At 67.7% G+C, this 21401-nt stretch carries 23 protein-coding genes; 11 read left to right on the top strand and 12 right to left on the bottom strand.

Translation table 11 applies throughout. The features are described from left to right. Positions 1-12: 12 nt before the first annotated feature. Positions 13-696, bottom strand: a complete 684-nt coding sequence (locus ACP15H_RS30120; protein ID WP_425069784.1) for a potassium channel family protein — start codon at positions 694-696, stop codon at positions 13-15. A gap of 113 nt (positions 697-809) precedes the next feature. On the opposite strand from ACP15H_RS30120, the gene ACP15H_RS30115 reads away from it, so the two are divergent. Then, entirely contained in the window at positions 810-941 is a 132-nt protein-coding gene (locus tag ACP15H_RS30115) for a hypothetical protein (protein WP_425069783.1), read from the top strand. Positions 942-951: 10 nt separating this feature from the next. On the opposite strand, the gene ACP15H_RS30110 is transcribed toward ACP15H_RS30115, so the two are convergent. Further along, complete coding sequence (locus ACP15H_RS30110; RefSeq protein WP_425069782.1) at positions 952-1242, bottom strand: hypothetical protein; 291 nt, start codon at positions 1240-1242, stop codon at positions 952-954. Positions 1243-1281: 39 nt separating this feature from the next. Next, positions 1282-1848, bottom strand: coding sequence for a hypothetical protein (locus tag ACP15H_RS30105; RefSeq protein WP_425069781.1), 567 nt, complete (start codon positions 1846-1848; stop codon positions 1282-1284). Positions 1849-1905: 57 nt separating this feature from the next. Between ACP15H_RS30105 and ACP15H_RS30100 the strand changes: the two genes are divergently transcribed. Then, complete coding sequence (locus ACP15H_RS30100) at positions 1906-2115, top strand: bacteriocin (RefSeq protein WP_298305841.1); 210 nt, start codon at positions 1906-1908, stop codon at positions 2113-2115. 17 nt (positions 2116-2132) lie between these two features. Here the strand turns inward: ACP15H_RS30100 and ACP15H_RS30095 are convergent, their stop codons facing one another. Then, a complete protein-coding gene (locus ACP15H_RS30095) occupies positions 2133-2639 on the bottom strand; it encodes a pyridoxamine 5'-phosphate oxidase family protein (RefSeq protein WP_425069780.1) in 507 nt (168 codons plus the stop codon). Between the two features lie 255 nt (positions 2640-2894). Here ACP15H_RS30095 and ACP15H_RS30090 point away from each other — a divergent pair, with 255 nt between their 5' ends. Beyond that, positions 2895-3866, top strand: coding sequence for a ketopantoate reductase family protein (locus ACP15H_RS30090; protein WP_425069779.1), 972 nt, complete (start codon positions 2895-2897; stop codon positions 3864-3866). On the opposite strand, the gene ACP15H_RS30085 is transcribed toward ACP15H_RS30090, so the two are convergent. Both ACP15H_RS30085 and ACP15H_RS30080 read right to left on the bottom strand, forming a co-directional pair. Continuing rightward, positions 3867-4592: an SDR family oxidoreductase gene (locus ACP15H_RS30085; protein ID WP_425069778.1), complete on the bottom strand. Its 726-nt coding sequence runs from the start codon at positions 4590-4592 to the stop codon at positions 3867-3869. It lies immediately after the preceding gene. A gap of 55 nt (positions 4593-4647) precedes the next feature. Further along, positions 4648-5565 carry a sterol desaturase family protein gene (locus ACP15H_RS30080; RefSeq protein WP_425069777.1) on the bottom strand — a complete coding sequence of 306 codons (918 nt, stop codon included), beginning with the start codon at positions 5563-5565 and terminating at the stop codon, positions 4648-4650. Positions 5566-5718: 153 nt separating this feature from the next. Between ACP15H_RS30080 and ACP15H_RS30075 the strand changes: the two genes are divergently transcribed. Then, a complete protein-coding gene (locus ACP15H_RS30075) occupies positions 5719-6300 on the top strand; it encodes a TetR/AcrR family transcriptional regulator (protein WP_425069776.1) in 582 nt (193 codons plus the stop codon). Here ACP15H_RS30075 and ACP15H_RS30070 read toward each other — a convergent pair. Next, a complete protein-coding gene (locus tag ACP15H_RS30070; protein ID WP_425069775.1) occupies positions 6258-7205 on the bottom strand; it encodes an SDR family NAD(P)-dependent oxidoreductase in 948 nt (315 codons plus the stop codon). The two genes, ACP15H_RS30075 and ACP15H_RS30070, sit on opposite strands and share 43 nt — an antisense overlap. Positions 7206-7279: 74 nt before the next feature. Between ACP15H_RS30070 and ACP15H_RS30065 the strand changes: the two genes are divergently transcribed. Beyond that, the gene (locus ACP15H_RS30065; RefSeq protein ID WP_425069774.1) at positions 7280-7900 is read left to right on the top strand and encodes a TetR/AcrR family transcriptional regulator; all 621 of its coding nucleotides are present in this window, start codon (positions 7280-7282) and stop codon (positions 7898-7900) included. Here the strand turns inward: ACP15H_RS30065 and ACP15H_RS30060 are convergent. Then, entirely contained in the window at positions 7875-8531 is a 657-nt protein-coding gene (locus ACP15H_RS30060) for an ureidoglycolate lyase (RefSeq protein WP_425069773.1), read from the bottom strand. The two genes, ACP15H_RS30065 and ACP15H_RS30060, sit on opposite strands and share 26 nt — an antisense overlap. 11 nt (positions 8532-8542) lie before the next feature. Continuing rightward, complete coding sequence (locus tag ACP15H_RS30055) at positions 8543-10144, bottom strand: lysine--tRNA ligase (protein WP_425069772.1); 1602 nt, start codon at positions 10142-10144, stop codon at positions 8543-8545. Positions 10145-10214: 70 nt separating this feature from the next. Here ACP15H_RS30055 and ACP15H_RS30050 point away from each other — a divergent pair, with 70 nt between their 5' ends. Next, a complete protein-coding gene (locus ACP15H_RS30050) occupies positions 10215-11378 on the top strand; it encodes a YbfB/YjiJ family MFS transporter (protein WP_425069771.1) in 1164 nt (387 codons plus the stop codon). Here ACP15H_RS30050 and ACP15H_RS30045 read toward each other — a convergent pair. Beyond that, positions 11362-12513, bottom strand: a complete 1152-nt coding sequence (locus ACP15H_RS30045; RefSeq protein ID WP_425069770.1) for a sterol desaturase family protein — start codon at positions 12511-12513, stop codon at positions 11362-11364. The two genes, ACP15H_RS30050 and ACP15H_RS30045, sit on opposite strands and share 17 nt — an antisense overlap. A gap of 68 nt (positions 12514-12581) precedes the next feature. On the opposite strand from ACP15H_RS30045, the gene ACP15H_RS30040 reads away from it, so the two are divergent. From ACP15H_RS30040 to ACP15H_RS30030, 3 genes are all read left to right on the top strand, one after another. Then, the gene (locus tag ACP15H_RS30040) at positions 12582-15362 is read left to right on the top strand and encodes an ATP-dependent DNA helicase (protein WP_425069769.1); all 2781 of its coding nucleotides are present in this window, start codon (positions 12582-12584) and stop codon (positions 15360-15362) included. Between the two features lie 66 nt (positions 15363-15428). Next, on the top strand, positions 15429-15782 hold the full coding sequence (locus tag ACP15H_RS30035; protein WP_425069768.1) for a hypothetical protein: 354 nt from the start codon (positions 15429-15431) through the stop codon (positions 15780-15782). A gap of 138 nt (positions 15783-15920) precedes the next feature. Further along, positions 15921-17318, top strand: a complete 1398-nt coding sequence (locus ACP15H_RS30030; protein ID WP_425069767.1) for a tetratricopeptide repeat protein — start codon at positions 15921-15923, stop codon at positions 17316-17318. A 27-nt stretch (positions 17319-17345) separates the two neighbouring features. Here ACP15H_RS30030 and ACP15H_RS30025 read toward each other — a convergent pair whose 3' ends face one another. Both ACP15H_RS30025 and ACP15H_RS30020 read right to left on the bottom strand, forming a co-directional pair. Beyond that, positions 17346-18311: a D-2-hydroxyacid dehydrogenase gene (locus ACP15H_RS30025; RefSeq protein WP_425069766.1), complete on the bottom strand. Its 966-nt coding sequence runs from the start codon at positions 18309-18311 to the stop codon at positions 17346-17348. Positions 18312-18316: 5 nt separating this feature from the next. Beyond that, a complete protein-coding gene (locus tag ACP15H_RS30020) occupies positions 18317-19063 on the bottom strand; it encodes an SDR family NAD(P)-dependent oxidoreductase (protein WP_425069765.1) in 747 nt (248 codons plus the stop codon). 144 nt (positions 19064-19207) lie between these two features. On the opposite strand from ACP15H_RS30020, the gene ACP15H_RS30015 reads away from it, so the two are divergent. Together ACP15H_RS30015 and ACP15H_RS30010 are read left to right on the top strand one after the other, a co-directional pair. Then, positions 19208-20203 (top strand): Bug family tripartite tricarboxylate transporter substrate binding protein, encoded by a 996-nt coding sequence (locus ACP15H_RS30015; RefSeq protein WP_425069764.1) that lies wholly within the window; start codon positions 19208-19210, stop codon positions 20201-20203. A 30-nt stretch (positions 20204-20233) separates the two neighbouring features. After that, entirely contained in the window at positions 20234-21328 is a 1095-nt protein-coding gene (locus tag ACP15H_RS30010) for an NAD-dependent epimerase/dehydratase family protein (protein ID WP_425069763.1), read from the top strand. Positions 21329-21401 lie beyond the last annotated feature (73 nt).

Raw genomic sequence — 21401 nt, 5'->3', positions numbered from 1 at the left:
GATTGGACGCGGCTAGCGTAGGTTCTTCGGCGAGCCGTAGAGATTGGCCAGCCGAGCAATCAGGAAGGCGACGTACATGACGCCCAGCACCTGCTCGATCACGATCAGGGACCGCGCCATCGGCGTCGCTGGCGTGATTTCGCCAAAGCCGGTCGAGGTCAGCACAGTGAAGGAGAAGTACATCAGGTCAGGCCAGTTGAGCTTGCCGTCCGGGCCGTGGGCTATGGCTGCGGTAAAGGCATCGGCCTGGAACACCTGGAGGAAGCCGAACAGGCTGGCAAAGGACATGGCGATCAGGATGTAGGCGGCCACGGCGCCAAACACCTTGTCGGTCGTGATCGGCCGGCGGTCGAGCACATAGCCCAGAAGCGCGATGGTTATTGCCCCCACCAAGAGCGCCGTGGCTCCGAGCGCGACGGGCCGCAGCCAGACGTAGCCCATCCGGTCGGCGATCAGCGTATCGATGGTGATGAACCCGAATACGCCCAGCCCCCAGAGAACAGGACGTTCCAGTCGGAGCGCCCAGACAGCGAGGACGAGCACGACGAACAATGCCACCCCCAGCATCGAGCCGCCAATCGCCGAGATGGCCAGCACGGGGTTGAGCAGAATGAACAAGGTGAGCGCAACAACGAGGGCGCTGCAGCGATTGCGACGCACATAGGCGATGCGGCGCAGCATCCGATTTCGGGTCATGGTTCAGACTCGGGCCCCCGCCCCGTTCTCCAAAATCTCAGGCACGCAGACTGCAAAACCCGGCAACCAAAGGCAAACGACGGGCGTTCCTCGGGCAGATGGAGGATTTCGTCATGTTCCGCAGGGTTTTCGCTTCCCTCGGCCTGCTCGTCCTGGTCTTGACCGCGTGCGATCAGCAGGTGCTCGTCGCCGGTCCGTCTTCGGATCAGGGCCATTACGAGGTCGTGGGGTTGGTCGCCGATTGAGGGTGGGGACCTAGCCCCGCCAGAGCGACCACAGGACGGCGGCCACCAGTCCCAGGACGATCAGAACGGCAAACGACATCAGGGCAATCTGCGCCCGCTTGTAGTGATGGTGTCCTTCCGCCGTCGTTCCATGTGGGTGCAGCCGCGTGCCCAGCTCGTATTTCGGAACGTGACCCGCCGCGTGCGCCTTGCCGTGCACGCTCAGGAAGCGGACGAAGTGCCAGAGCGCACCCAGCGCCGCGAACGTGCCCAGCAGCCAGAACGGCGCGAAGAGCATCCAGATTTCCACGTCGGTACTCAAGAGATCCCCCTATTTCGTCTCTGTCTTAGGCCGGATCGGCTAGCGGGCAAACCACGGATTGAAGGGGGAGCGCTGCCAGCGGCGGTCGTCGAACAGCACCAGGAAGAGCTGCGCGAACATCTGGCCGAGCCGCGGATCGTCGGGGCCGCTCGCCGGCGTCCACGCCGTCGTCTGGGAGAGCGCGAGATCGTTACGGCAATAGACGCCGAATACATAGGCCTGCCCCGGCGTGGGCGGCTTCAGGAAATACTGCCCGGCACAGACGCGCGCGGCCGTGAGATCGTTTGCCAGAGAGAAGACCAGAACCAAGCGGTAGCTGGGCCGCAGCTCCTCAGGTGGAGACTGGTAGGTGAAGGTGAGAGCGGGTCTCGGCTTGTTGGCCTGCATCACCGGCAGCAGCCGCTGCTTCACCTGTTCCAGCGGCCATTGCGGAAAGGGATTGCCCGCCACGATCACCTGAAAGAGGCGGCCGTCGGTCGCCGCCCAGAATTCGGAAAAGTCGTATTCGGGAGCGTAGTCGAAGCCTCCCACCGTCTGCGCGCGGAGCGGAGAGGCCACGCCGAGCCAGATCAAGGTCACCATGAGGACACACCGCAGAGCGGCCATTTGTGGAAACCTCTCACACTCGGAAGTCGTTTTCGGGCACGCAACGGAGTTGAGCAAATGATGAAGGTCGTCGGCATTTCCCTCCTGGCTCTTACCCTCGCCGCCTGTGGCGATACCTGGGGCCAGCGGGCTGTGACGGGCGGCGGCATCGGGGCCGGCACCGGCGCTCTGGTCGGCGCCCTCACCCCGATCGGGCTGTTGCCCGGTGCTCTGGTGGGTGGTGCCGTGGGTGCCGGCGTGGGCGCGGCGACGACGCCGCGCCGATAGGGCGCCGCTCTCCCGGGTCAGCGCAGGCGGACTCGGCGGTGCTCGGCCAGGTCGGTGGGCTGCTCGCCGGCCAGGGCGGCCTTGGCCAGCTTGAAGATCTGCACCGCCTTGTTGGCCTTCACGTCCCAGTATTCCGCTTCGGCGACGAGGATCGCGACCAGGGCCAGGTCGGGATCCTCGACCCCGCCCGGAAACCACGCCTGGGCCGCCGCGCTCCACAATTCCTGCTTCTTGCCCGGATCCTCGACGAGGCGAGCCGTCCCGCTTGCCGAGACGTACTTGTCGGAGTGGGGATCGGCGTAGGCCACATTCACGTCGGGAGATGCCGTGAGGTCGGCCAGCGGCTGGCCGGAGCGCGACATGAAGAACCAGATGACCGCGCCGCGATCGGCCTCGCCATTCTGGGTGGTCATGGGGCGCGCGTAGAGACGCCCATCGGCCCCCTGCACGGTCAGCATGCCGAAACGGATGTCCCCGATCATGTCCCACAGCTTGCTGGTGTCGACGGTCGTCTGCGCGGTCATGCCCGCCCCTCCTCCATCTTTGGATTTGGCGACACAACGAACGCGCCGGATGCCAGTTCCGCAGAGACCGTGAAGCAGCCGGCAGGCTGCCGAAGTGGGTTTTTCAGAAGGACCGTCTAGAGACGTCGATCGTCAACGGTGACCACGACGCAAACTCCGGGGGTGCGACATCGGCTTCGTTTGTTTCGTTTATTTCGTTTGTTTCGATTATCCGCCGTGATTCTGACTTTTTCGCCGACCTGCTAGGCTGCGGCCATGAAAATCTGCCTCTACGGCGCCGGCTCGATCGGCGGGATCATCGGCGCCCACCTCGCGCGCGTGAAGGGCATCGAGGTGAGCCTGATCGCGCGCGGCGCCCATCTCGATGCCATTCGCCGGAACGGCCTGCGCCTGGTCTCGCCACACGAGGATTTCACCGTGAAGGTGAACGCGACCGACGATCCAGCGCAACTCGGCCCGCAGGACGTCGTGTTCATTACCCTGAAGACGCATCAGTATCTCTCGGTGCTCGACAAGGTGATGCCACTGCTGGGACCGCAGACGGCGCTGATCCCGCCGACCACCGGCGCACCCTACTGGTTCTTTCACAGGTTGAACGGCCCGTTCGAGGGCAGCCGGCTGAAGCGCATGGACCCCGGCGGCCGGCAATGGTCGATGTTCGGACCCGAGCGCGCGCTGGGCTGTGCCTACTGGGCGGGCGGTGTCGTCCCCGCACCGGGCGTGGCGCATCTCGAGAACGAGGTCTGCTACCTGCCGCTGGGCGAGCCCGACGGCTCCACCTCGTCGCGCGTCACGGCGCTCAGCGCCGCCATGACCGAAGCCGGCCTGGAGGCACCGGTGAAGTCCGACATCCGCGCCGAGATCTGGAGCAAGATGATCAACAGCCTGACCTGGAACCCGATCGCAGTGCTGACGCTCGCCGACAATGGCGGGATCGGCCGCAGCGCCGGCGCCGTCGACATCGCGCGGCGCATGATGACGGAAGCCGAGGCGGTCGCCGCCCGATTCGGCGCCACCATGGCAACGCCCATGGAGAAACGCATCGAATTCACGGTCGGGCTGGGCGACCACAAGATGTCGATGCTGACCGACCTTCAGGCCGGCAAGCCGCTCGAGATCGACGCGCTGGCCGATTCGATCGCCGACCTCAGCGAGTTGGCGGGCGTGGCGACGCCGACCATCGACATGATGCTGGCGCTGCTGAAGCTGCGGGCGGCGTCCTCATAGCTACCAGTTTTCCTTCCACGGCCTGAGATCCATCTCGAAGGTCCAGGCGCTGCGCTTCTGGCGATGGAGTTGCCAGTAGGTCTCGGCGATGTCGTCGGGGTCGAGGATCGCATCGGGGCCGGCATTGTAGCGGTCCGGGAAGTTGACCTTGATCCATTCGGTGTCGATGGCGCCGTCGACGATGACGTGCGCGACATGGATGTTCTGCGGTCCCAGCTCGCGCGCCATCGACTGCGCCAGTGCCCGCACCGCGTGTTTGCCGCCAGCGAAGGCCGAGAAGCCGCGCCCGCCGCGGATCGAGGCGGTGGCCCCGGTGAAGATCATCGTGCCGCGGCCGCGCGGAACCATCACCTTGGCGGCCTGGCGCGCCGTCAGGAAGCCGGCGAAGGCCGTCATCTCCCAGACCTTGCGATAGACGCGAGAGGTCGTGTCGCGAATGTCGAAGCGCACGTTGCCGCCGATGTTGAAGACGAAGACCTCGACCTCGCCGATCTCGGTCTCGATCTGGCGAAACAGCGCCTCGACCTGTGCCTCGTCACGGGCGTCGGAGCCGAAAGGATGAACGCGGCCACCCTCCGCCACGATCCGCGCCACGAGCGGCTGCAGCTTGTCGGCGCTGCGGCGCGTGACGACGGCCGTATAGCCTTCGCGCGCGAAGCGGCGGGCAATGGCACCGCCCGTCGCATCGCCCGCGCCGATCACGACGCAGACCTTGTCCTTGGCCATGGCAGTCTCCTTTGCCGCCCAATCTGTCGGCCGTGACCGGGCGGCTCAAGGGAGATTACGTCATGGCTGGCTGAGTTTCGGCCCCCGCCGTCCGCAGTGCGTGCGCCTTGCGCAGCTCGGCCGCCGTGAGGCCGCTGCCGTCAGGGCGCCAGCCCGGTGCACCGAACAGGTACATCCAGACTTCGCGGGCCGACCGCGCCGAGGCCAGGTCCTTCGCGAGCCCGAGCCACGGGCCGACGTTCAGGACGAACGGATTGCGCGAGGAGACCGTGGGCGAGACCAGGCCGAAGTCGCACGGCAGGTCGTCACGCTCCGGCACATAGGTGCCGAACAGCCGGTCGAACACGATCAGCACGCCGCCGAAATTGGCGTCGAGATATTCCGGATTGCGCGCGTGATGGACGCGATGGGCGGACGGCGTGTTGAGGATGCTTTCGAGCCAGCCGAGCTTCGGGATCCAGTCGGCATGGATCCAGAACTGGTAGAGCAGGTTCAGGAAGAGCGCCGTCAGCACGGTCTCCGGCGTGAAGCCCAGCAGCACCAGCGGCGTGAAGAAGAGAGACGTGCCGGCGAAGCGGCCGATCCAGCCCAACCGGTAGGCCATGGCGAAGTTGAACTGGTTGGGCGAGTGATGGACGGAGTGCGACGACCAGAACCAGCGCACCGTGTGGCTGGCGCGATGGAACCAGTAGTAGAAGAACTCGAGGCCGATGAAGAGCAGCAGCACGGACCAGGCGCTGTCGAGCGACTGGGTGAACAGGCGGTGCTCGTACATCCAGCCCAGCCAGGGCGCAGCGAAGGTGTAGGGAATGAAGGCCAGCAGGCGGCGGCCGGCGAGATCGGCCAGCGAGCAGGCCCAGGATTTCCAGTCATAGGCCTCGGCGCGCGTGCGCGACTGCCAGATGCCTTCGGCCAACGCCGCGAGAAGGATAAGCGGCAGGATGATGAGATAGAGAATGGCGAGGGATTGCACGAACGCCTCCGTATGACTTGCCGCTGTCGAATATATGAGTGATGCTCATATTACGTTACTCGCCTTCCCGCCCCCGGTGCCGCCATGGCTGCCCGTCGCCAAGCTCCTGAAAACAAAAGAAGATCGCCACGGCAGGCGCGCGCGGCGCAGACCGTGGCCTCGATCGTCGAGGCCGCGGCTCAGATTCTCGAAAAGGGCGGGCTGGCCGCCTTCACCACCAATGCCGTGGCGGAACGGGCGGGCGTCAGCATCGGCACGCTCTATCAGTATTTTGCCGACAAGAACGCGCTGCTGATGGCGCTGGCGCGCGAGGAGATGGAAGCCGCCCTCGGCGAGGTCGGGAGGGCGCTGCGGGGCGACGGCGACCCCTCGGTCGAGGGACGCGTGCGCGCCATGGTGCGGGCGATCGTCCATGCCTTCCGGGGCCGCCAGCGTGCCCGCAAGGCGGTCGTGCAGGCGCTCCTGGCACAGGGCGCCGGCATCGAGCTGATCGCGCCGGTTGCCGCTTTCGTCGCCCAGGCGGGCGAGACCGTTGGGCGTGGACCGAACCCGCTGGTCGGCCCTCTCACCCGCGAACAGGCCTTTGTGGTGTCGCGCGCCCTCATGGGCGTCGTCCGCGCCGCGGTGCTGGAGGAGCAGCCGTTCCTCGCAAGCCGCGCCTTCGAGGACGAGATCGTGCGGATGATCGTCGCCTATCTCGGGGCCGTCTCCACGGCCAGCGGTCGCCAGCCCTGAGAGATCGCGGCCGCGAAGGACGCGACTTCGTCCTGCCAGTCCCGGCGCTTCGAATCGGCCGAGCTTTCCGTCCTGCGTCCGGAGAAATCGAGATGCACACCGGTCTCGTTGGGGAACAGGCGGCCGGTGAGCAGCCGCACGTAGGTCTCGGCCGACCGGCGCGCGGTACTGGCGCCGGGGATCGCCCGCGCCACCACCGGCAGGATCGTCGACCAGGCCCAGCGTTCCACGGCGGAACGGTCGCGCGCCAACCCCGTGCCCGGCATCAGGCCGGGATCGTAGGCGAACCAGCGCGGACCGGCCGCCGGCGCGCTGCGCGCACGCGCATAGACATGCAGGATGGCCACGAGCTTGGAGGTGGCATAGCGATCCATGCCCTGCTGCTTCTCCGGCACGCTGCCGTCGAGCTCGCCGCGCGCCACCTTCTCGATGCCGGGATACACGCCGCCCCTGAAGCCGAACCGACGCGCCCCGGGGTCGGCGGGATCGTGCGTGCCGCTTGCGGTGAAGACGACCGGCGCACCGGGCGCGAGATGAGGCAGCAGCCGTTCGATCAGCAACGCGTGCGCCAGCCAGTTCGCCTGGAGGGTCTCTTCGTAGCCGTCGACGGTCATTCGCCGCGCCTTGACGTTCTGGACGCCGGCGTTCGCCGCCAGCGAGGCCAGACGGCCGCCGGCGAGACGGGCGATGACCGCATCGGCGAACGCGACCGTGGAGGCCAGCGCGGCGAGATCGAGCGGCAGGATGACGAGGCGCTCGGCGTCCGCGACGGCGCGGAGCGCGCCCGCTTCCGCCGGTCGGCGCGCGCCGACGATGACCCGGTTCGCGGGGTCGGCGAGCAAGAGGCGCACGAGCTCGAGGCCGATCCCCGATGTGCCGCCAGTGACGAGATGGAGGACGGTCATTCTTTGACTCCCGGTGAGGTCCATTGAAAATGGAAACCCGGTCGCTGACCGTCCATTCGCATCGGAGGCACGCCATGCCGACCGCCCTGAAACCACGCAAGAAGCCCCTGCAGGCCCGTTCCACCGTGACCGTGGACGCCATCGTCGAGGCGACCATTCGCATTTTGCGGCGCGACGGATGGGCGGCCTGCACGACGACCCGCATCGCAACGCTGGCCGGCGTCTCGGTCGGGTCCCTCTACCAGTACTTCCCGAACCGCAACGCGATCGCCGTGGAGATCGTCCGCCAGCGCACCCGCACCTATCTGGCCGCCGTCATCGCCGCCGACCTGTCGGGAGCTGCCACGCCTGAGGAGGCCATGGATTCGGCCATCGCGGCCTTCGTGATCGAGAAGCGCAAGGGGCTCGACGTCTCGCTGGCGCTGCGCGATGCCTTGCCCGAAGTACAGGGGCGCCAGGCGATCATCGAGGAAGCGCGGCGGTTCGTGCCAGCCCTTCAGGCCAAGCTCGGGGCGGCCGGCGCAGGGACCGCCGGTTCGAGGCAGCTCGCCGTGGCGATCGCCGCGGTGGAAGGAGCCGTCTGGGAGATGTTGGCCCAGGACGAAGGCGCGATCGGCCGGCCCGAAGCGATCGCCGCCCTGTCGCGGGTGTTCCGGGCCGCGGCGGGCTTCAGCCCTGCGGCAGCGGCACGTTGAGCAGCACGCCGAACTCGCGGGACAGGTCGCAGCTCACGCGCGCATGCACCTTGCCCTGCTTGTCGAAGAAGCGGCCGGTCTCGTTCACCGGGAACACGCCTTCGTGCCAGATGCCGGGATGGATGTAGATGCCGAAGCTGCCGTCCGACCAGAAGGCCTTGAAGGTCTCGGGCTGGAGATCGTCGCCCGGCAGCGCCGCCGGCACGACGAAGGGCTTGCCGTCGAGCGGCCAGAACAGCTGTCCGCCATCGGGGTGGTAGTTGCAGTGCCACAGGAGCACGCGGCCCTTGCTCAGCTTCACCCCGGGCCGCGCCGTCTCCGGCAGGTCGCGAAACCCGATGACATAGTGGCCCCCGACCGCCTCGTTGCGGCCGATCAGCTCGTTGCCCCGCCATTCGCAGGTGAAGATGCCCTCGGTCGTGCCGCCCTCGATGCCGGTTCCGGCATCGAGCTTGCGCGAGCCGTTGAGCGGCCACGGCACGATCTCGATCTTCTGCTTCTTCGGATCGCGCACGACCTCGCCATAGCCTTTGATCGTCTCGCGGTTGGCCCGGATCAGGGGAACGTCGAGCAGGCGCAGCCCGGCCGGCACGTCGGGATTGAGGTAGTCGAAGACGACGCCGTCATGCATGTCGCTGGTCCCTACGCTGCCTTGCCAAGATCCTCGCCCGCGAGCGCGCGCTCGATCAGCTTCACGACATTGTCGCGGCCATAGAGCTTGATGAAGGCGCCCATGCGCGGACCCTGCTCGCTGCCGAGCAGTACTTCGTAGAGAGTCTTGAACCACTGGCGCAGCTCTTCCTTCGCGAAGTGGCGCTTGCCGGCCTCGTAGACCTCGTCCTGGATGACTTCCGCCGTCGCGTCCTCGGGCATCTTGCGCAGCGTCTCGAGCAGGTCCTGCAGCGCCGGGCGCTCGCGGTCGTTGGGCAGCCGGAACTTCTTCGAGGACTTCACGAAGTCCTGGTAGTAGGCGACGGCGCCGGCGAGCAGCCGGTCGAGATAGGGCGCAGTCTCCGGCGTCGCACCCGGCACGTAGCGGCGCAGATACTGCCAGAGAACGTCCTTGTCCTCGGTGTTGGCGACACCCGCGAGATTGAGCAGCATGCCGAAGGTGACGCCGGCCGCGGAGTTGGCGGGTGCCGCGCCGTCATGGATGTGCCAGGCCGGGTTCTCCAGCGCACGTGCGGGCTCCTCGGCCGGCAGCTTCTCGACCAGCGAGAGATAGTCGTCGATGGCGCGCGGGATCACGTCGAAATGGAGCCGCTTCGCGCGCCGCGGCTGCTGGTGCATGTACAGCGCCAGCGATTCCGGCGAGGCGTAGCGCAGCCATTCCTCGACCGACAGGCCGTTGCCCTTGGACTTGGAGATCTTCTTGCCTTCCTCGTCGAGGAAGAGCTCGTAGTTGAAGCCCTCCGGCGGCTTGCCGCCCAGGATGCGCACGATCTTGGCGGAGAGTTCGGCCGAGGGGATCAGATCCTTGCCGTACATCTCGTAGTCGACGTCGAGCGCGAACCAGCGGCCGGCCCAGTCGGCCTTCCACTGCAGCTTGACGTTGCCGCCGGTAACCGGCGTCTCGACCATCGAGCCGTCCTCGTCGCGATAGACGATGGTGCCGGCATCGGCGTCGGTCTTGATCACCGGCACCTGCAGCACGCGGCCGGTCTTGGGCGAGATCGGCAGGAAGACGGAGTAGGTCGCGCGGCGCTCCTCGCCCAGCGTCGGCAGCATGACCGCCTGGACCTCGTCGTAGTGCCGCAGCATGGCGAGCAGCATCTTGTCGAAGCGGCCCGATTTGTACCATTCGGTCGCCGACTGGAATTCGTACTCGAAACCGAAGGAATCGAGGAACGCGCGCAGCCGCGCGTTGTTTGCCGCGCCAAAACTCGGATGCTCGTTGCTGAACGGGTCTGGCACCGAGGTCAGCGGCTTGCCGAGATGGGCCGCCAGCATCTCCTTGTTCGGCACGTTGTCCGGCACCTTGCGCAGGCCGTCCATGTCGTCGGAGAAGCAGAACAGCCGCGCCGGCACGTCGGACAGACGGCGGAAAGCCTGGCGCACCATCGTGGTGCGCACGACCTCGCCGAAGGTGCCGATATGCGGCAGTCCCGAGGGACCGTAGCCGGTCTCGAACAGCACATAGCCTTTGGCCGGCGCTTTGCCGCCGGTGCGGGCGACGAGCTTGCGGGCTTCTTCAAACGGCCACGCGCGCGCGGCCTCGGCAAGGGTGCGATCGATCTGGGACATGGGTCGGCCAACCTAGGTGCGGGGGACATTTGCGTCAATTGCAGCGGCAGCCCAAAGTGCCGCGCCCGCAATGAACAAACGCGCCCTCCTGCTCAGCTTCGGCGGCCTGCTGGCGATGGCCGCGGCCATGGGCGTCGGCCGCTTCGTCTACACGCCAATCCTGCCGCCGATGGTCGAGGCCATCGCCCTCACCAAGGCGCAGGCCGGCCTCATCGCCTCGGCGAATTTCCTGGGCTACCTCGCCGGTGCGATCCTGGCGGCGGTCCCTCTTCCGGGCTCCCGCCGCTTCTGGCTGCTGGCTTCGCTCTCGGCCACCGCGATTTGCCTCGGCGGCATGGGCCTCACGACCGTCATGCCCGCCTTTCTCGGCCTGCGGTTCGTCGCCGGCGTGGCCAGCGCCTTCGCCCTGATCTTCAGTTCGGCGCTGGTGATCGACCGGCTGGCCGCGACCGGGAACAGCGCCCTCTCGGCCGTTCATTTTGCCGGCGTCGGCGCCGGCATCGCCGTGTCCGCCGCGATCGTGGCGCTGCTGCTCCAGGCCGGGGCCGCCTGGACCACGCTCTGGTTCGCCAGCGCCGCCGTTGCCGCGGCCGCCAGCCTTGCCGTCGCGTGGCTGGTGACGCCCGACGACAGGACGAGCGAGGCCGCGCATCTCCGCACCGGCCTGCAGCTGTCAGCGGATTTCGTGGCCCTCCTCCTCGCCTACGGCCTGTTCGGCTTCGGCTACGTCATCACCGCGACCTTCATCGTCGACATGGTGCGCAGCACCGCGCTACTCTCCCATCTGGAGCCCTATGTCTGGCTGCTGTTCGGCCTCTGCGCCATCCCGTCGGTCGCCCTCTGGACGGCACTCGGCCGGCGCTGGGGTGTCCTTCGCATCTACGCCATGGCCTGTATCGTGGAAGCGGCGGGCGTCGCGGCGAGTGCGCTGTGGCTGCATCCGGCCAGCATCGTGATCTCGGCGATGTTCGTGGGCGGTACTTTCGTAAGCCTGACGGCGCTGGGCCTCGTCGCCACGCGTTCGACCGGCGGCGATCCGCGCGGACGCATCGCGCTGATGACCGTCTCGTTCAGCATCGGCCAGATCCTGGGGCCGGTCTTCGCGGGCTACGTCTACGACGCCACGGGGAGCCTCGCGATGCCGCTGCTGACCGCCGTCGCCGCGCTCGTGCTGGCGGCCGTCCTGTCGCTGGTGGCCGACGCCCTGCGCCGCGCGCTCAGCCCTTCCAGGTGAAGGGGAAGAGCTGCTGGCGCACGAAGCCGCTGGGCATGTAGTCGCCCAGCACGCCGTATTTGCCGGGGAAGCGGCGGTCGGATTTCACCGCCGTGCCGAAGATGTAGTCGATGAAGGCGAAGTGGGCGGCGTAGTTGCGGTCGATCGCCTCGCGCTCCGAACTGTGATGCCAGTGATGGAAGTCGGGCGTCACGATCAGCCATTTGAGCGGCGCCTTGCCGAAGATCGCGGGCAGCCGGACGTTGGCGTGGTTGAACACCGCCTGGAAACCCACGATCACGATGTAGACGTCGGTGACGGCCTGGCTGAAGCCCAGCACGTAGAGCACACCCAGGATCGACACGCGCGTCGTCAGAAGCTCGAACAGATGGAGGCGCGAGCCGGCCATCCAATCCATGTGCTCGGCGCTGTGATGCACGGCATGGAAGCGCCACAGGAACGGAATCTCGTGATAGGCGCGGTGCGTCCAGTACTGCACCAGGTCGGCGACCAGCAGGACGAGGAAGAGCGCGGCGAAGAACGGCAGGCCGCCGACCCATTTCTGCAGAGGATCCCACACCAGCCAGCCGAACAGTCGGTGGATCGCAAAGTTCACGATCAGCAGCGCCAGCCCCACGAGCAGATGATTTACGATGAAATGCGTGAAGTCGGTCTGCCAGCCCGGACGGAAGACCGGCTGATCGCGATGAAGCGGCGCCATCTTCTCGATCAGAATGAAGATCATGCTCGAGCCCAGCAGGTCGAGGATGAACCAGTCGAGGCCGATATAGGGCGTGTCGTCGGGGAAGTCGGTTACGGGAACACGGTGGCCGCCCATCGCCGCGGCGATCAGGATCAAAGCCAGTGCCGTACCGTTCAGCCAGCGATTGCGGCGCTGGACCAGATTGGCGATCGCCATGCCGCCCGCGATCACCATGCCGACCAGCAGCACGTGCCTCAGCAGGCCCACGTCGTACTTCTTTCGCAGGTCCGGCGTGGTCAAATATTCGGGGAAATGGAACGCCAGCACGGCCAGCACTGCGAGCCCTCCCAGCGTGAGCGCGATGATACCGGTGATCTTGCCCTTGCCCACTTGCAGGGCGCCGGACTGGTGGAAGACCGCCGTGGTCTTCCTGACGACAGGGGGTGGCTTCATGGCCGGTGATTCTAAACGCAACCGGCAGTCGCTGCATCGGGCATTTGCCCTGTGCTATCTACGGATCAGTGACGTTTCCAGCGACCTCCTCCTGGCCGGCTTTGGTCGCGACCGCCCGCGGCGCCCTATGGCGTGCGCCTGACGGAACGCTCGAGCGTCTGACCGGCGCCGATGCAGGGCGTCGGGCGGCCGGCACCCTGCCGCTGGTCTGCCACGCGCCCGCGGTCGCCGCGCGTCTCGGACTCGAGGACCTTCCGGCACACGACCTGCTCGAACTTTTCGCCTTCGTACGGCCGGCGCGCTTCTGCCTGCCGACGGTGCGCGGCCTTTGCGAGGCACTCGGTCTCGAAGTCCCGGGGACGCCCGAGCAGGAGGTGGCTACCCTGCCCGAAGTCGCCCGCGCCCTGCTCGAAGAACTCGACGACATGGCAGCACTCGCTTCGTCCGAAATGAAGGAAACGGCGCTCGCCATGGCGCGTGGCCAATGGAGCTGGGGCGATGCGGTGCTGGATGCGCTCGGCATCGACAAGGGGAGCAACAAATCGCGCCCGGGCGCAGGCCTCGATATCTGGAAGAGCCTGCCCGTTTGGGAAGAGCCGCCGCCCGCGCCGCCGCCCGGCAGCCAGCCGGTCGAACCGCGCGAAGCGAGGCTGCGCCTGGCCCATCTGGTTTCGGCCGGCTCCAACATGGCCGAGGCCCGGCCCACTCAGAGCGACTATGCCTCCGCCGCCAGCGCAGCCTTTGCGCCGCGCGAGGAGGAAGGCAAACCCCATGTCGTTCTCGTCGAGGCCGGTACCGGCGTCGGCAAGACCCTGGGCTATGTCGCGCCCGCCAGCCTGTGGGCCGAGAAGAACGGCGCGCCGGTCTGGATCTCGACCTACACGCGCAACCTGCAGCGCCAGATCGACACCGAGCTCGACCGGCTGCATCGCGACTCGGCGGAGAAGCGCCGCCGCGTCGTCATTCGCAAGGGCCGCGAGAACTATCTCTGCCTGCTGAACTTCCAGGAGGCGGCGATGCGCACCGGCCTGGTGCCGGAGAATGCGGTCGGTCTCGGTCTGATGGCGCGCTGGGCGCTGGCCAGCCGCGACGGCGACATGATCGGCGGCGACCTGCCGGCCTGGCTGCTCGACCTGGTGGGCCGCAGCCGCGTGCAACGCCTGGCCGACCGGCGCGGCGAGTGCATCTACTCTGCCTGCGAACACTATCGGAAGTGCTATGTCGAACGCACGATCCGTCGCGCGCGGCAGGCCGATATCGTCATCGCCAACCATGCGCTGGTGATGATGCAGGCGGCGATGGGCGGCCTCGACGACGCCACGCGGCCGCTACGCTACGTCTTCGATGAGGGCCATCATCTGTTCGAGGCCGCCGATGGCGCCTTCGGCGCGCATCTGAGCGGCGTCGAGACATCGGATCTGCGCCGCTGGCTGCTCGGCGCCGAGGGGCGCCGCGGCAGCCGCGCCCGCGGGCTCGAGCGTCGCCTCAGCGATCTCCTGGGTGAGGATGTCGAGGCGCAGGGCGCCCTGCGCCGCCTGCTCGATCTCGCCCAGAAGCTACCCTCGCCCAACTGGCAGACGCGGCTGGCCGACGGCACAGTGCTGGGTCCGGCCGAGGAATTCCTGGCGCTGGTGCGCCAGCAGGTGCGGGCGCGGTCGGCCGGCGACGATCAGGGCTTCGGCCAGGAATGCGACGTGCGCCCGCTCAATCCCGGCCTCATCGAGGCCGCCGACCAGCTGGCCGATGCGCTGGAGAAGATGCTGCAGCCGGTGCGCCGCCTGCGCCAGGCGCTACGGGCCAAGCTCGAAGGGGAGGCCGACAAGCTCGACTCCGGTCAGCGCGCGCGCATCGAGGGCGTGGCCCGTTCGCTCGCCAACCGCTGCGAACTCACGCTCGAATCCTGGCGCGCCATGCTGCGCGGCCTGCACAACGATCCCGATCCCGCTTTCGTCGACTGGTTCGCCGTCGAGCGCGTGCAGAGTCGCGAATACGACGTCGGCATGTACCGCCACTATCTCGATCCGGCGGAGCCGTTCGTGAACGCGGTGATCCGTCCCGCGCATGGCGCCGTGATCACCTCGGCCACCTTGCGCGATTCGCTGGGCGTGCCGCAGGCCGCAAACGACGAGGACGTCACCACGCAGGCCGACTGGATGGTCGCCGAAGCGCGCACCGGCACGCGCCATCTCGCGGCACCGGCCACGCGCGCGGCGATGGCGTCGCCGTTCAACTATGCGAGCGCGACCAAGGTGCTGATCGTGAAGGACGTGAAGCGCGACGATGCCGATCAGGTGGCCGCGGCCTATCGCGAACTCTTCCTGGCGGCGGGCGGCGGCGCACTGGGACTCTTCACGGCGATCGGCCGCCTGCGCGCCGTCCACCAGCGCATCGCGCCCGTGCTGGAAGAGGCCGGACTGCCGCTCTACGCCCAGCATGTCGGCGGCATGGATGCCGCCACCCTGGTCGATATCTTCCGCGCCGAGGAGCATTCCTGCCTGCTCGGCACCGACGCCGTGCGCGATGGTGTCGATGTCCCCGGTCGCTCATTGCGCCTCATCGTGTTCGACCGCGTACCGTGGCCGCGCCCCGATATCCTGCATCGCGCGCGCAAGGCGCACTGGAAGGCGGCCGGCGCCGGGGCCACCGGCTACGACGACATGCTGGCGCGGCTGCGGCTGAAGCAGGCCTATGGCCGCCTGGTCCGCCGGGCCGACGACCGTGGAGTCTTCGTGATGCTCGATTCGCGGCTGCCCACGCGTCTGTTGAGCGCTTTTCCGCCGGGTGTGGTCGTGGAGCGCATCGGCCTTGCCGACGCGGTGGCCGAAACGAGGCGGTTTCTGGATAGTTGAGATCGGCGCAACGATCGCAGCGACTGTCTGTTTCTCCTGCAGCAAACAACGCAACAGGAGGAACTCATGAACACCAACAAGCTGATCGCCGTCACCGCAGCGGCGCTCCTCTTCGGCGGCTCGGCGATGGCGCAGAGCGGCGGTAGCGCGGGCGGAAGTGCCGGCGCTGGCGGCGGCGCGTCCGGCGGCGGCGCCTCGGTCGGCGGTGGCGCCTCGACGACGGGTCCCGGCGGCACGACCGGCATGGGAACAGGCACAACTGGCGGCGCGACGACCAAGCCCCCGGGCGGCACTTCGACGGGCTCAGGCGTCGGCGTCGGCGCCGGCACGACCGGCGGCGGTTCGGTGAACCAGGGCATGGCGCCGGCCCCGTCCGGCTCGGGCGGTGTGACGGGCGGGACCACCGGCACGACCCGCTGACGCTTTCCTCTCGAACGACGCGGCCCGCTCCCTGTGGGGCGGGCCGTTTCTCGTGCGCGGGAAGGATCGTCCTGTCTCCGACGCCTTCTGATAGAGTGGCGGACGTTGAGTGACTTCCTCCGTGCGAGCCCCCGAGACATGCGCCCTTCGACCAAGGCCCTGATCGCCACCGCGGCCCTCGCCGCCGTTGGCGCCGGCCTCTATGCCATCGCCTCCCGCATCCCTCAGCCGCCCACGGTGGCCGACCGGCAAGCGCCCCCCGCGACGGCACCCACCGTCGCTGCTCCTGCGGCGGCTCCCACATCCGCTCCGTCCCCCGCGCTGAGCGGCGCTGCGGTCGCGGAGCTCTATGAGGCGTGCGTGCGCGGCGCCTGGCCCACGGTCAAGGATGCCGAAGAGCGCGCGGCGGCCTGCTCCAAGGCGTTGCAGACGCGCCAGCTCAAGCCGGACGAGATCGCCCTCGCCCGACTGACGCGCGGCCTCGCGCGCACCGCTCTGGGCGACAAGGCGCTGGCGGCCGATGACTATTCGGAAGCGCTCAAGCACTACGACGGCGTCATCGATCCCAGGAATCCCGACGCCCTGAATCTGTACCGCCGCGCCACGGTCCTGCATGCGACGGGCGAGACCGATCGCGCCCTCTCCGACTACAACGACGCGATCCGCATCGACCCCGGCAACTCGCTGGCCTTTCTCGGTCGCGGCGTGCTGCTGGCGACGCGCAAGCGGGCCTACGATCGCGCCATCGAGGATTTCGACAAGGTGCTGGTCCTGCAGCCGGACAACGTCGATGCCCTGATCGCACGGGGCAATGCCTACAGCCAGCTCGGCGACAACGGCCGCGCCCTGGCCGACCTCGACCGCGCGCTTACCCTGGCGCCCGACAATGCCCAGGCCTATGTCGTGCGCGGACTGGCCAACAACCGGCGTGGCGAGAAAAAGCTCGCGATGCAGGACTACGATGCGGCCCTGCAGCGCGTGCCAAGCTACCCGCAGGCGCTCGCCAATCGCGCCGCTCTTTTTTCGGAGCAAGGGAAGTACGACGCAGCGATCCGCGATCTCGACGCTTCGATCGCGGCCGATCCTGCCAATCCCGTCGCCTACTACAATCGCGGCTACGCGCACTTCGCCAAGCACGAGTACGACAAGGCGCTGGCCGATTACGACGCGGCCATCAGGCTCGACCCCGACATGGGGCTGGCCTACAACAACCGCTGTCTGGTCCGCGCCGCCACCGGCCGGGATCTGCCCGCGGGCCTCCAGGACTGCGACAAGGCGCAGGCACTCCTGCCGCTCAATCTCGATGTCCGCGACACGCGCGGCTTCCTCTTCCTCAAGATGGGAGATCCCCGCCGGGCCGTTAAGGAATACGATCAGGCGCTCGACGTCGACCCCAACCGCCCGCTGGCGCTCTATGGCCGCGGCATCGCCCGCCTCAGGCTCGGCGAAACGCGGGAGGGCGAAGCCGACAAGGCGGCCGCCCTGACCCTCGATCCCGAGGTCGCCGGCCAGTTCACGACCTACGGCCTGAAGTAGACCCCGACCGACCGGCCCGCGGTCGCTTCAGTAGCCGGCGGTCCGGTCGACCACTTCCTTCAACGGCTCGCCTTCCAGGAAGCGCTTGAGGTTCTCGACGAACAGGCGCGCCACGAAGCGGTCGCGCTGCGGATGCGGGCCGCCGATATGAGGCAGCACGACGATGCCTTCGGCCTTCCAGAACGGGTGTTCGGGCGGCAGAGGCTCCTGGCGGAACACATCGAGCAGCGCGCCGGCGATCGTCTTGTCCTTCGTCGCCGCCATGAGATCGGCGTCGTTGACGATCTGGCCGCGACCGAAGTTCAGCAGCCATGCCGAGGGCTTCATCTTCGCCAGCCGCTTGGCGTCTATGAAGTTCTCGGTCTCCGGCGTCGCCGGCAGCAGCAACAGGACGAAGTCCGATTGCGACAGCACCTCGTCGGTCGCTTCCGGCGGCAGCACCTCGGCGACGTTCGGGATGCGCGTCGGGCGACGCTTGGTGCCGATCACGTGCATGCCGAGCGCGACGGCAATGCGCGCCACTTCCTGCCCGATCACGCCGAGGCCCAGGATGCCGAGCGTCTTGCCGGTCAGCGGCTGGGCCACCGTGTGGACCCACTTGCCCTGTTTCTGATGCTCGGCGACCTGCGCGTAGGGCTTCGCGACATGGAACAGCGCGCCGATGATGTTCTCCGGCATCGACTCGGTATGCGTGCCGCGCGCGCAGGTGAGCGTGAGGCCCGGTGGCAGATCGGGCAACGCCAGCCAGTTGTCGACACCGGCGCTCATCGCCTGCGCCCAGCGCAGCCGGGGCATCGTGGGCAGCAGACCCGCCGGCACCGCCCCCGCCATCATCGCCTCGGTCCGGGCGAGCTGCTCGGCCGATGGCTTTTCCTTGCGCGGCAGGGTGTCGACCGCGACGCGGTCGGCGAGGCCCGCGGCCTGGATGGCATCGAGATAGGCCGTCGGGGCATCCGTCCAGAGCAGGACGTGGGTCCGGTTGGTCGGGGACATCGGAACTACAGTCCCTGTCCGCCGGCCACGGCGATGGTCTGGCCGGTCACCCAGGAGGCGAACGGCGAGGCGAGGAACAGGGCGACGTTCGCCACTTCCTCGGCGGTGCCCATGCGGCCGAACGGAATCGACGCCAGCGTGCCGTTGTAGAGAGCGGGATTGTCGGTCTTGCGCTTGTCCCAGACGCCGCCGGGAAACTCGATCGAGCCCGGTGCGATGCAGTTCACCCGGATGCGATCCTTGGCGTACATCGCCGCCTGCGTGACCGTGTAGTGAATCACCGCCGCCTTGATGGCGCCGTAGGGCGGCTGGCGTGCTGCCGGATGATGGGCGGAGATCGAGGAGATGTTGACCACGTTGCCCTGCGACTTCTTCAGCTCGGGCAAGGCCTCCTGCGTGGCGTGGACGATCGAGAGCATGTCGACCGCGAGGTTGCTGGTCCAGCCCTTGTCGTCGTCCGAGGAGCCGAACGCCGAGGCGTTGTTCACCAGGAAATCGACGCCGCCCAGTGCGGAGACGGCGTCCCGGACATAGCCGCGCACCGCATCGCCCTGGGCGAGGTCGGCGCTGGCGGCATGCGCTTTGTGGCCGTACCTGGCGAGTTCGGCGCGGGTCTCCTCGAGCGTCTTGGAATCGCGTGCGCAGATCGACACGTCGCCGCCGCAGGCCGCGAACCCCATCGCGATGGCCTTGCCGATACCGCGGCTGCCGCCGCAAACGATTGCCTTCTTGCCCGTGAAATCCAGCTTCATCGCACCGTCTCCTGTTGCGGGCGCCACCGTGGCGGCCGCGCCCTCTCAAATCAAGCGAAGGCTCCGGCCGGCGTCATATTGAACAGCGGAACGACTCAGTTAGACTGTCGCCCAATAAAGAAAGCACAGGAGGCTACGTTCAAGATGACCAAAGTCATGATTCCGCGCCGACGCGCGCTCCTACTCTCCGGCGGTGTACTCGCCGCGCCGATGATCGCCTCGGGCATCGCCCGTGCCCAGAGCGACTGGCCCAACCGCCCGGTGAAATACATCGTGGTGTTTCCGCCGGGCGGCCCGACCGACACGCTGTCGCGCATCGTCTGCCAGGAACTCTCCGAGCTGACGGGTCAGCAGTTCATCATCGAAAACCGCGCCGGCTCCGGCGGCAACATCGGCGCCGACGCCATCGCCAAATCGCCGCCCGACGGCTACACGATCGGCCTCTACACCATCGCCGCGCACGCCATCGCCCCCACGCTCTATGCGAAGCTGCCGTTCGACGCGGGCAAGGACTTCACCGGCATCGCCATGTTGTGGTCGGTGCCCAACATGCTGATGACGCGGCTCGACTTCCCGGCCAACACGATCCCCGAACTGATCGCGCTGGCGAAGGCCAATCCGGGCAAATACTCGTTCGCCTCGTCGGGTGCCGGCACCAGTCCGCATCTCACCGGCGAGATGTTCAAGCAGATGGCGGGCGTCAACCTGCTGCACGTTCCCTACAAGGGCAGCGCGCCCGCCCATCAGGATATCCTCGCAGGCCAGGTCGACATGATGTTCGACAACATTCCCGGGCCGCTCGGCCTGATGAAGGGCGGCAAGGTGAAGGGCATCGCGGTGACCTCCAAGGAGCGTCATCCCGCGGTGCCCGACAAGCCCACCTTCGGGGAGTTCCTGCCGGGCTTCGAGATCACCTCGTGGGGCGGCGTCTGCGCGCCGGCGGGCGTGCCGCCGGCCATGGTCGAGAAGCTCTCGGCGCTGACGAAGCAGGCCCTCCAGAAGCCCAGTGTGAAAGCCGCTTTCGACCAGCAGGGTGCCACCCAGATCTGGATGCCGCCGGCAGAAACCGCCGCCTACCGCGCCGCCGAGGAAAAGAAGCTCGCACCGGTGATCAAGGCATCGGGCGCCAAGGTGGAGTAGCTTCGTCACCCTGCAATGCCGGGAGTGACGATGTCGTCGAAGAAGATTCTGGTCGCCGGGGCCACCGGCCTCGTCGGCCATGCCGCTCTGAAGCACTTCGCCGCCGTCGAGGGCTGCGAAGTCATGGCCGTCTCGCGCCGAAAGCCGGACGCGACCCATGGGGCGCGCTGGTTGCCGCTCGATCTCACCGACAGGGCAGCGTGCGAGGCGCTGGCGCCGGAATTCGCGGGCGTCACGCACCTGGTCTATGCCGCCCTCTACGAGCGGCCCGGGCTGGTCGCGGGATGGCAGGAAGAAGAACAGATCCGCACCAACGACCTGATGCTGCGCAATCTGATGGCCCCGCTCGAACGGGCGGCGCCGGGGCTGCGGCATGTGGCGCTGCTGCAGGGCACCAAGGCCTACGGCGTCCATGTCCGTCCGCTCGCCGTGCCGGCGCGCGAGAATCGTTCGGAGATGCACGAGCAGCCGAACTTCTACTGGAACCAGGAGCGCTTCCTGCGCGAACGCCAGGCGGGCAAGGGCTGGAGCTGGTCGATCCTTCGGCCCGTCCTGATCGTGGGCGATTCGGTGGGCAGCGCCATGAACGTCATCCCGGCGCTGGGGGTCTATGCCGCCTTCATGCGCAAGGCCGGCAAGACGAAGCTCGACTATCCGGGCGGGGTCGGCCGCGTGGCGCAGGCGGTCGATGCCGACCTGCTGGCGCGCGCCATCGCCTGGTCGGGCGAGGCCGCGACGGCGCGCAACGAGATTTTCAACGTCACCAACGGCGACGTCTTCGTCTGGCCCAACGTCTGGCCCGCCATTGCCGACGCGCTGGGCTTCGAGCCGGGCGACCACGCGCCCCTGGCGCTCGACCGCGAGATCCGGCCGCGCGAGGGCGAATGGGCCGAAATCCGCGCCGCCTACCGGCTGAAGTCGGGCACGCTGCGGGACTTCGTCGGCCTGTCGTTCGAATATGCCGACTACACGATGGGCTACGGCCGCACGGAGCCGGGACCGGCGGCGCTGGTCTCGACCATCAAGCTGATGCAGGCGGGGTTCACCGAGGTCATGGATACCGAGGCGATGTTCCGCAAATGCTTCGCCGAAATGCAGGAAAAAGGCCTGCTGCCGCGTCCCTGAAGGCGCGCTTCGGGACGTAGCCTGATTGTCGTCAAATTGTCATATGCGCCCCTCACTTTCCCCGCCACTCTGA

The organism is Reyranella sp. (assembly GCF_965249915.1).
In the GTDB taxonomy this organism is placed as follows: domain Bacteria; phylum Pseudomonadota; class Alphaproteobacteria; order Reyranellales; family Reyranellaceae; genus Reyranella.
Note: the sequence above shows the minus strand (reverse complement) of the source record. Positions and strands in the feature narration are given on the sequence as shown.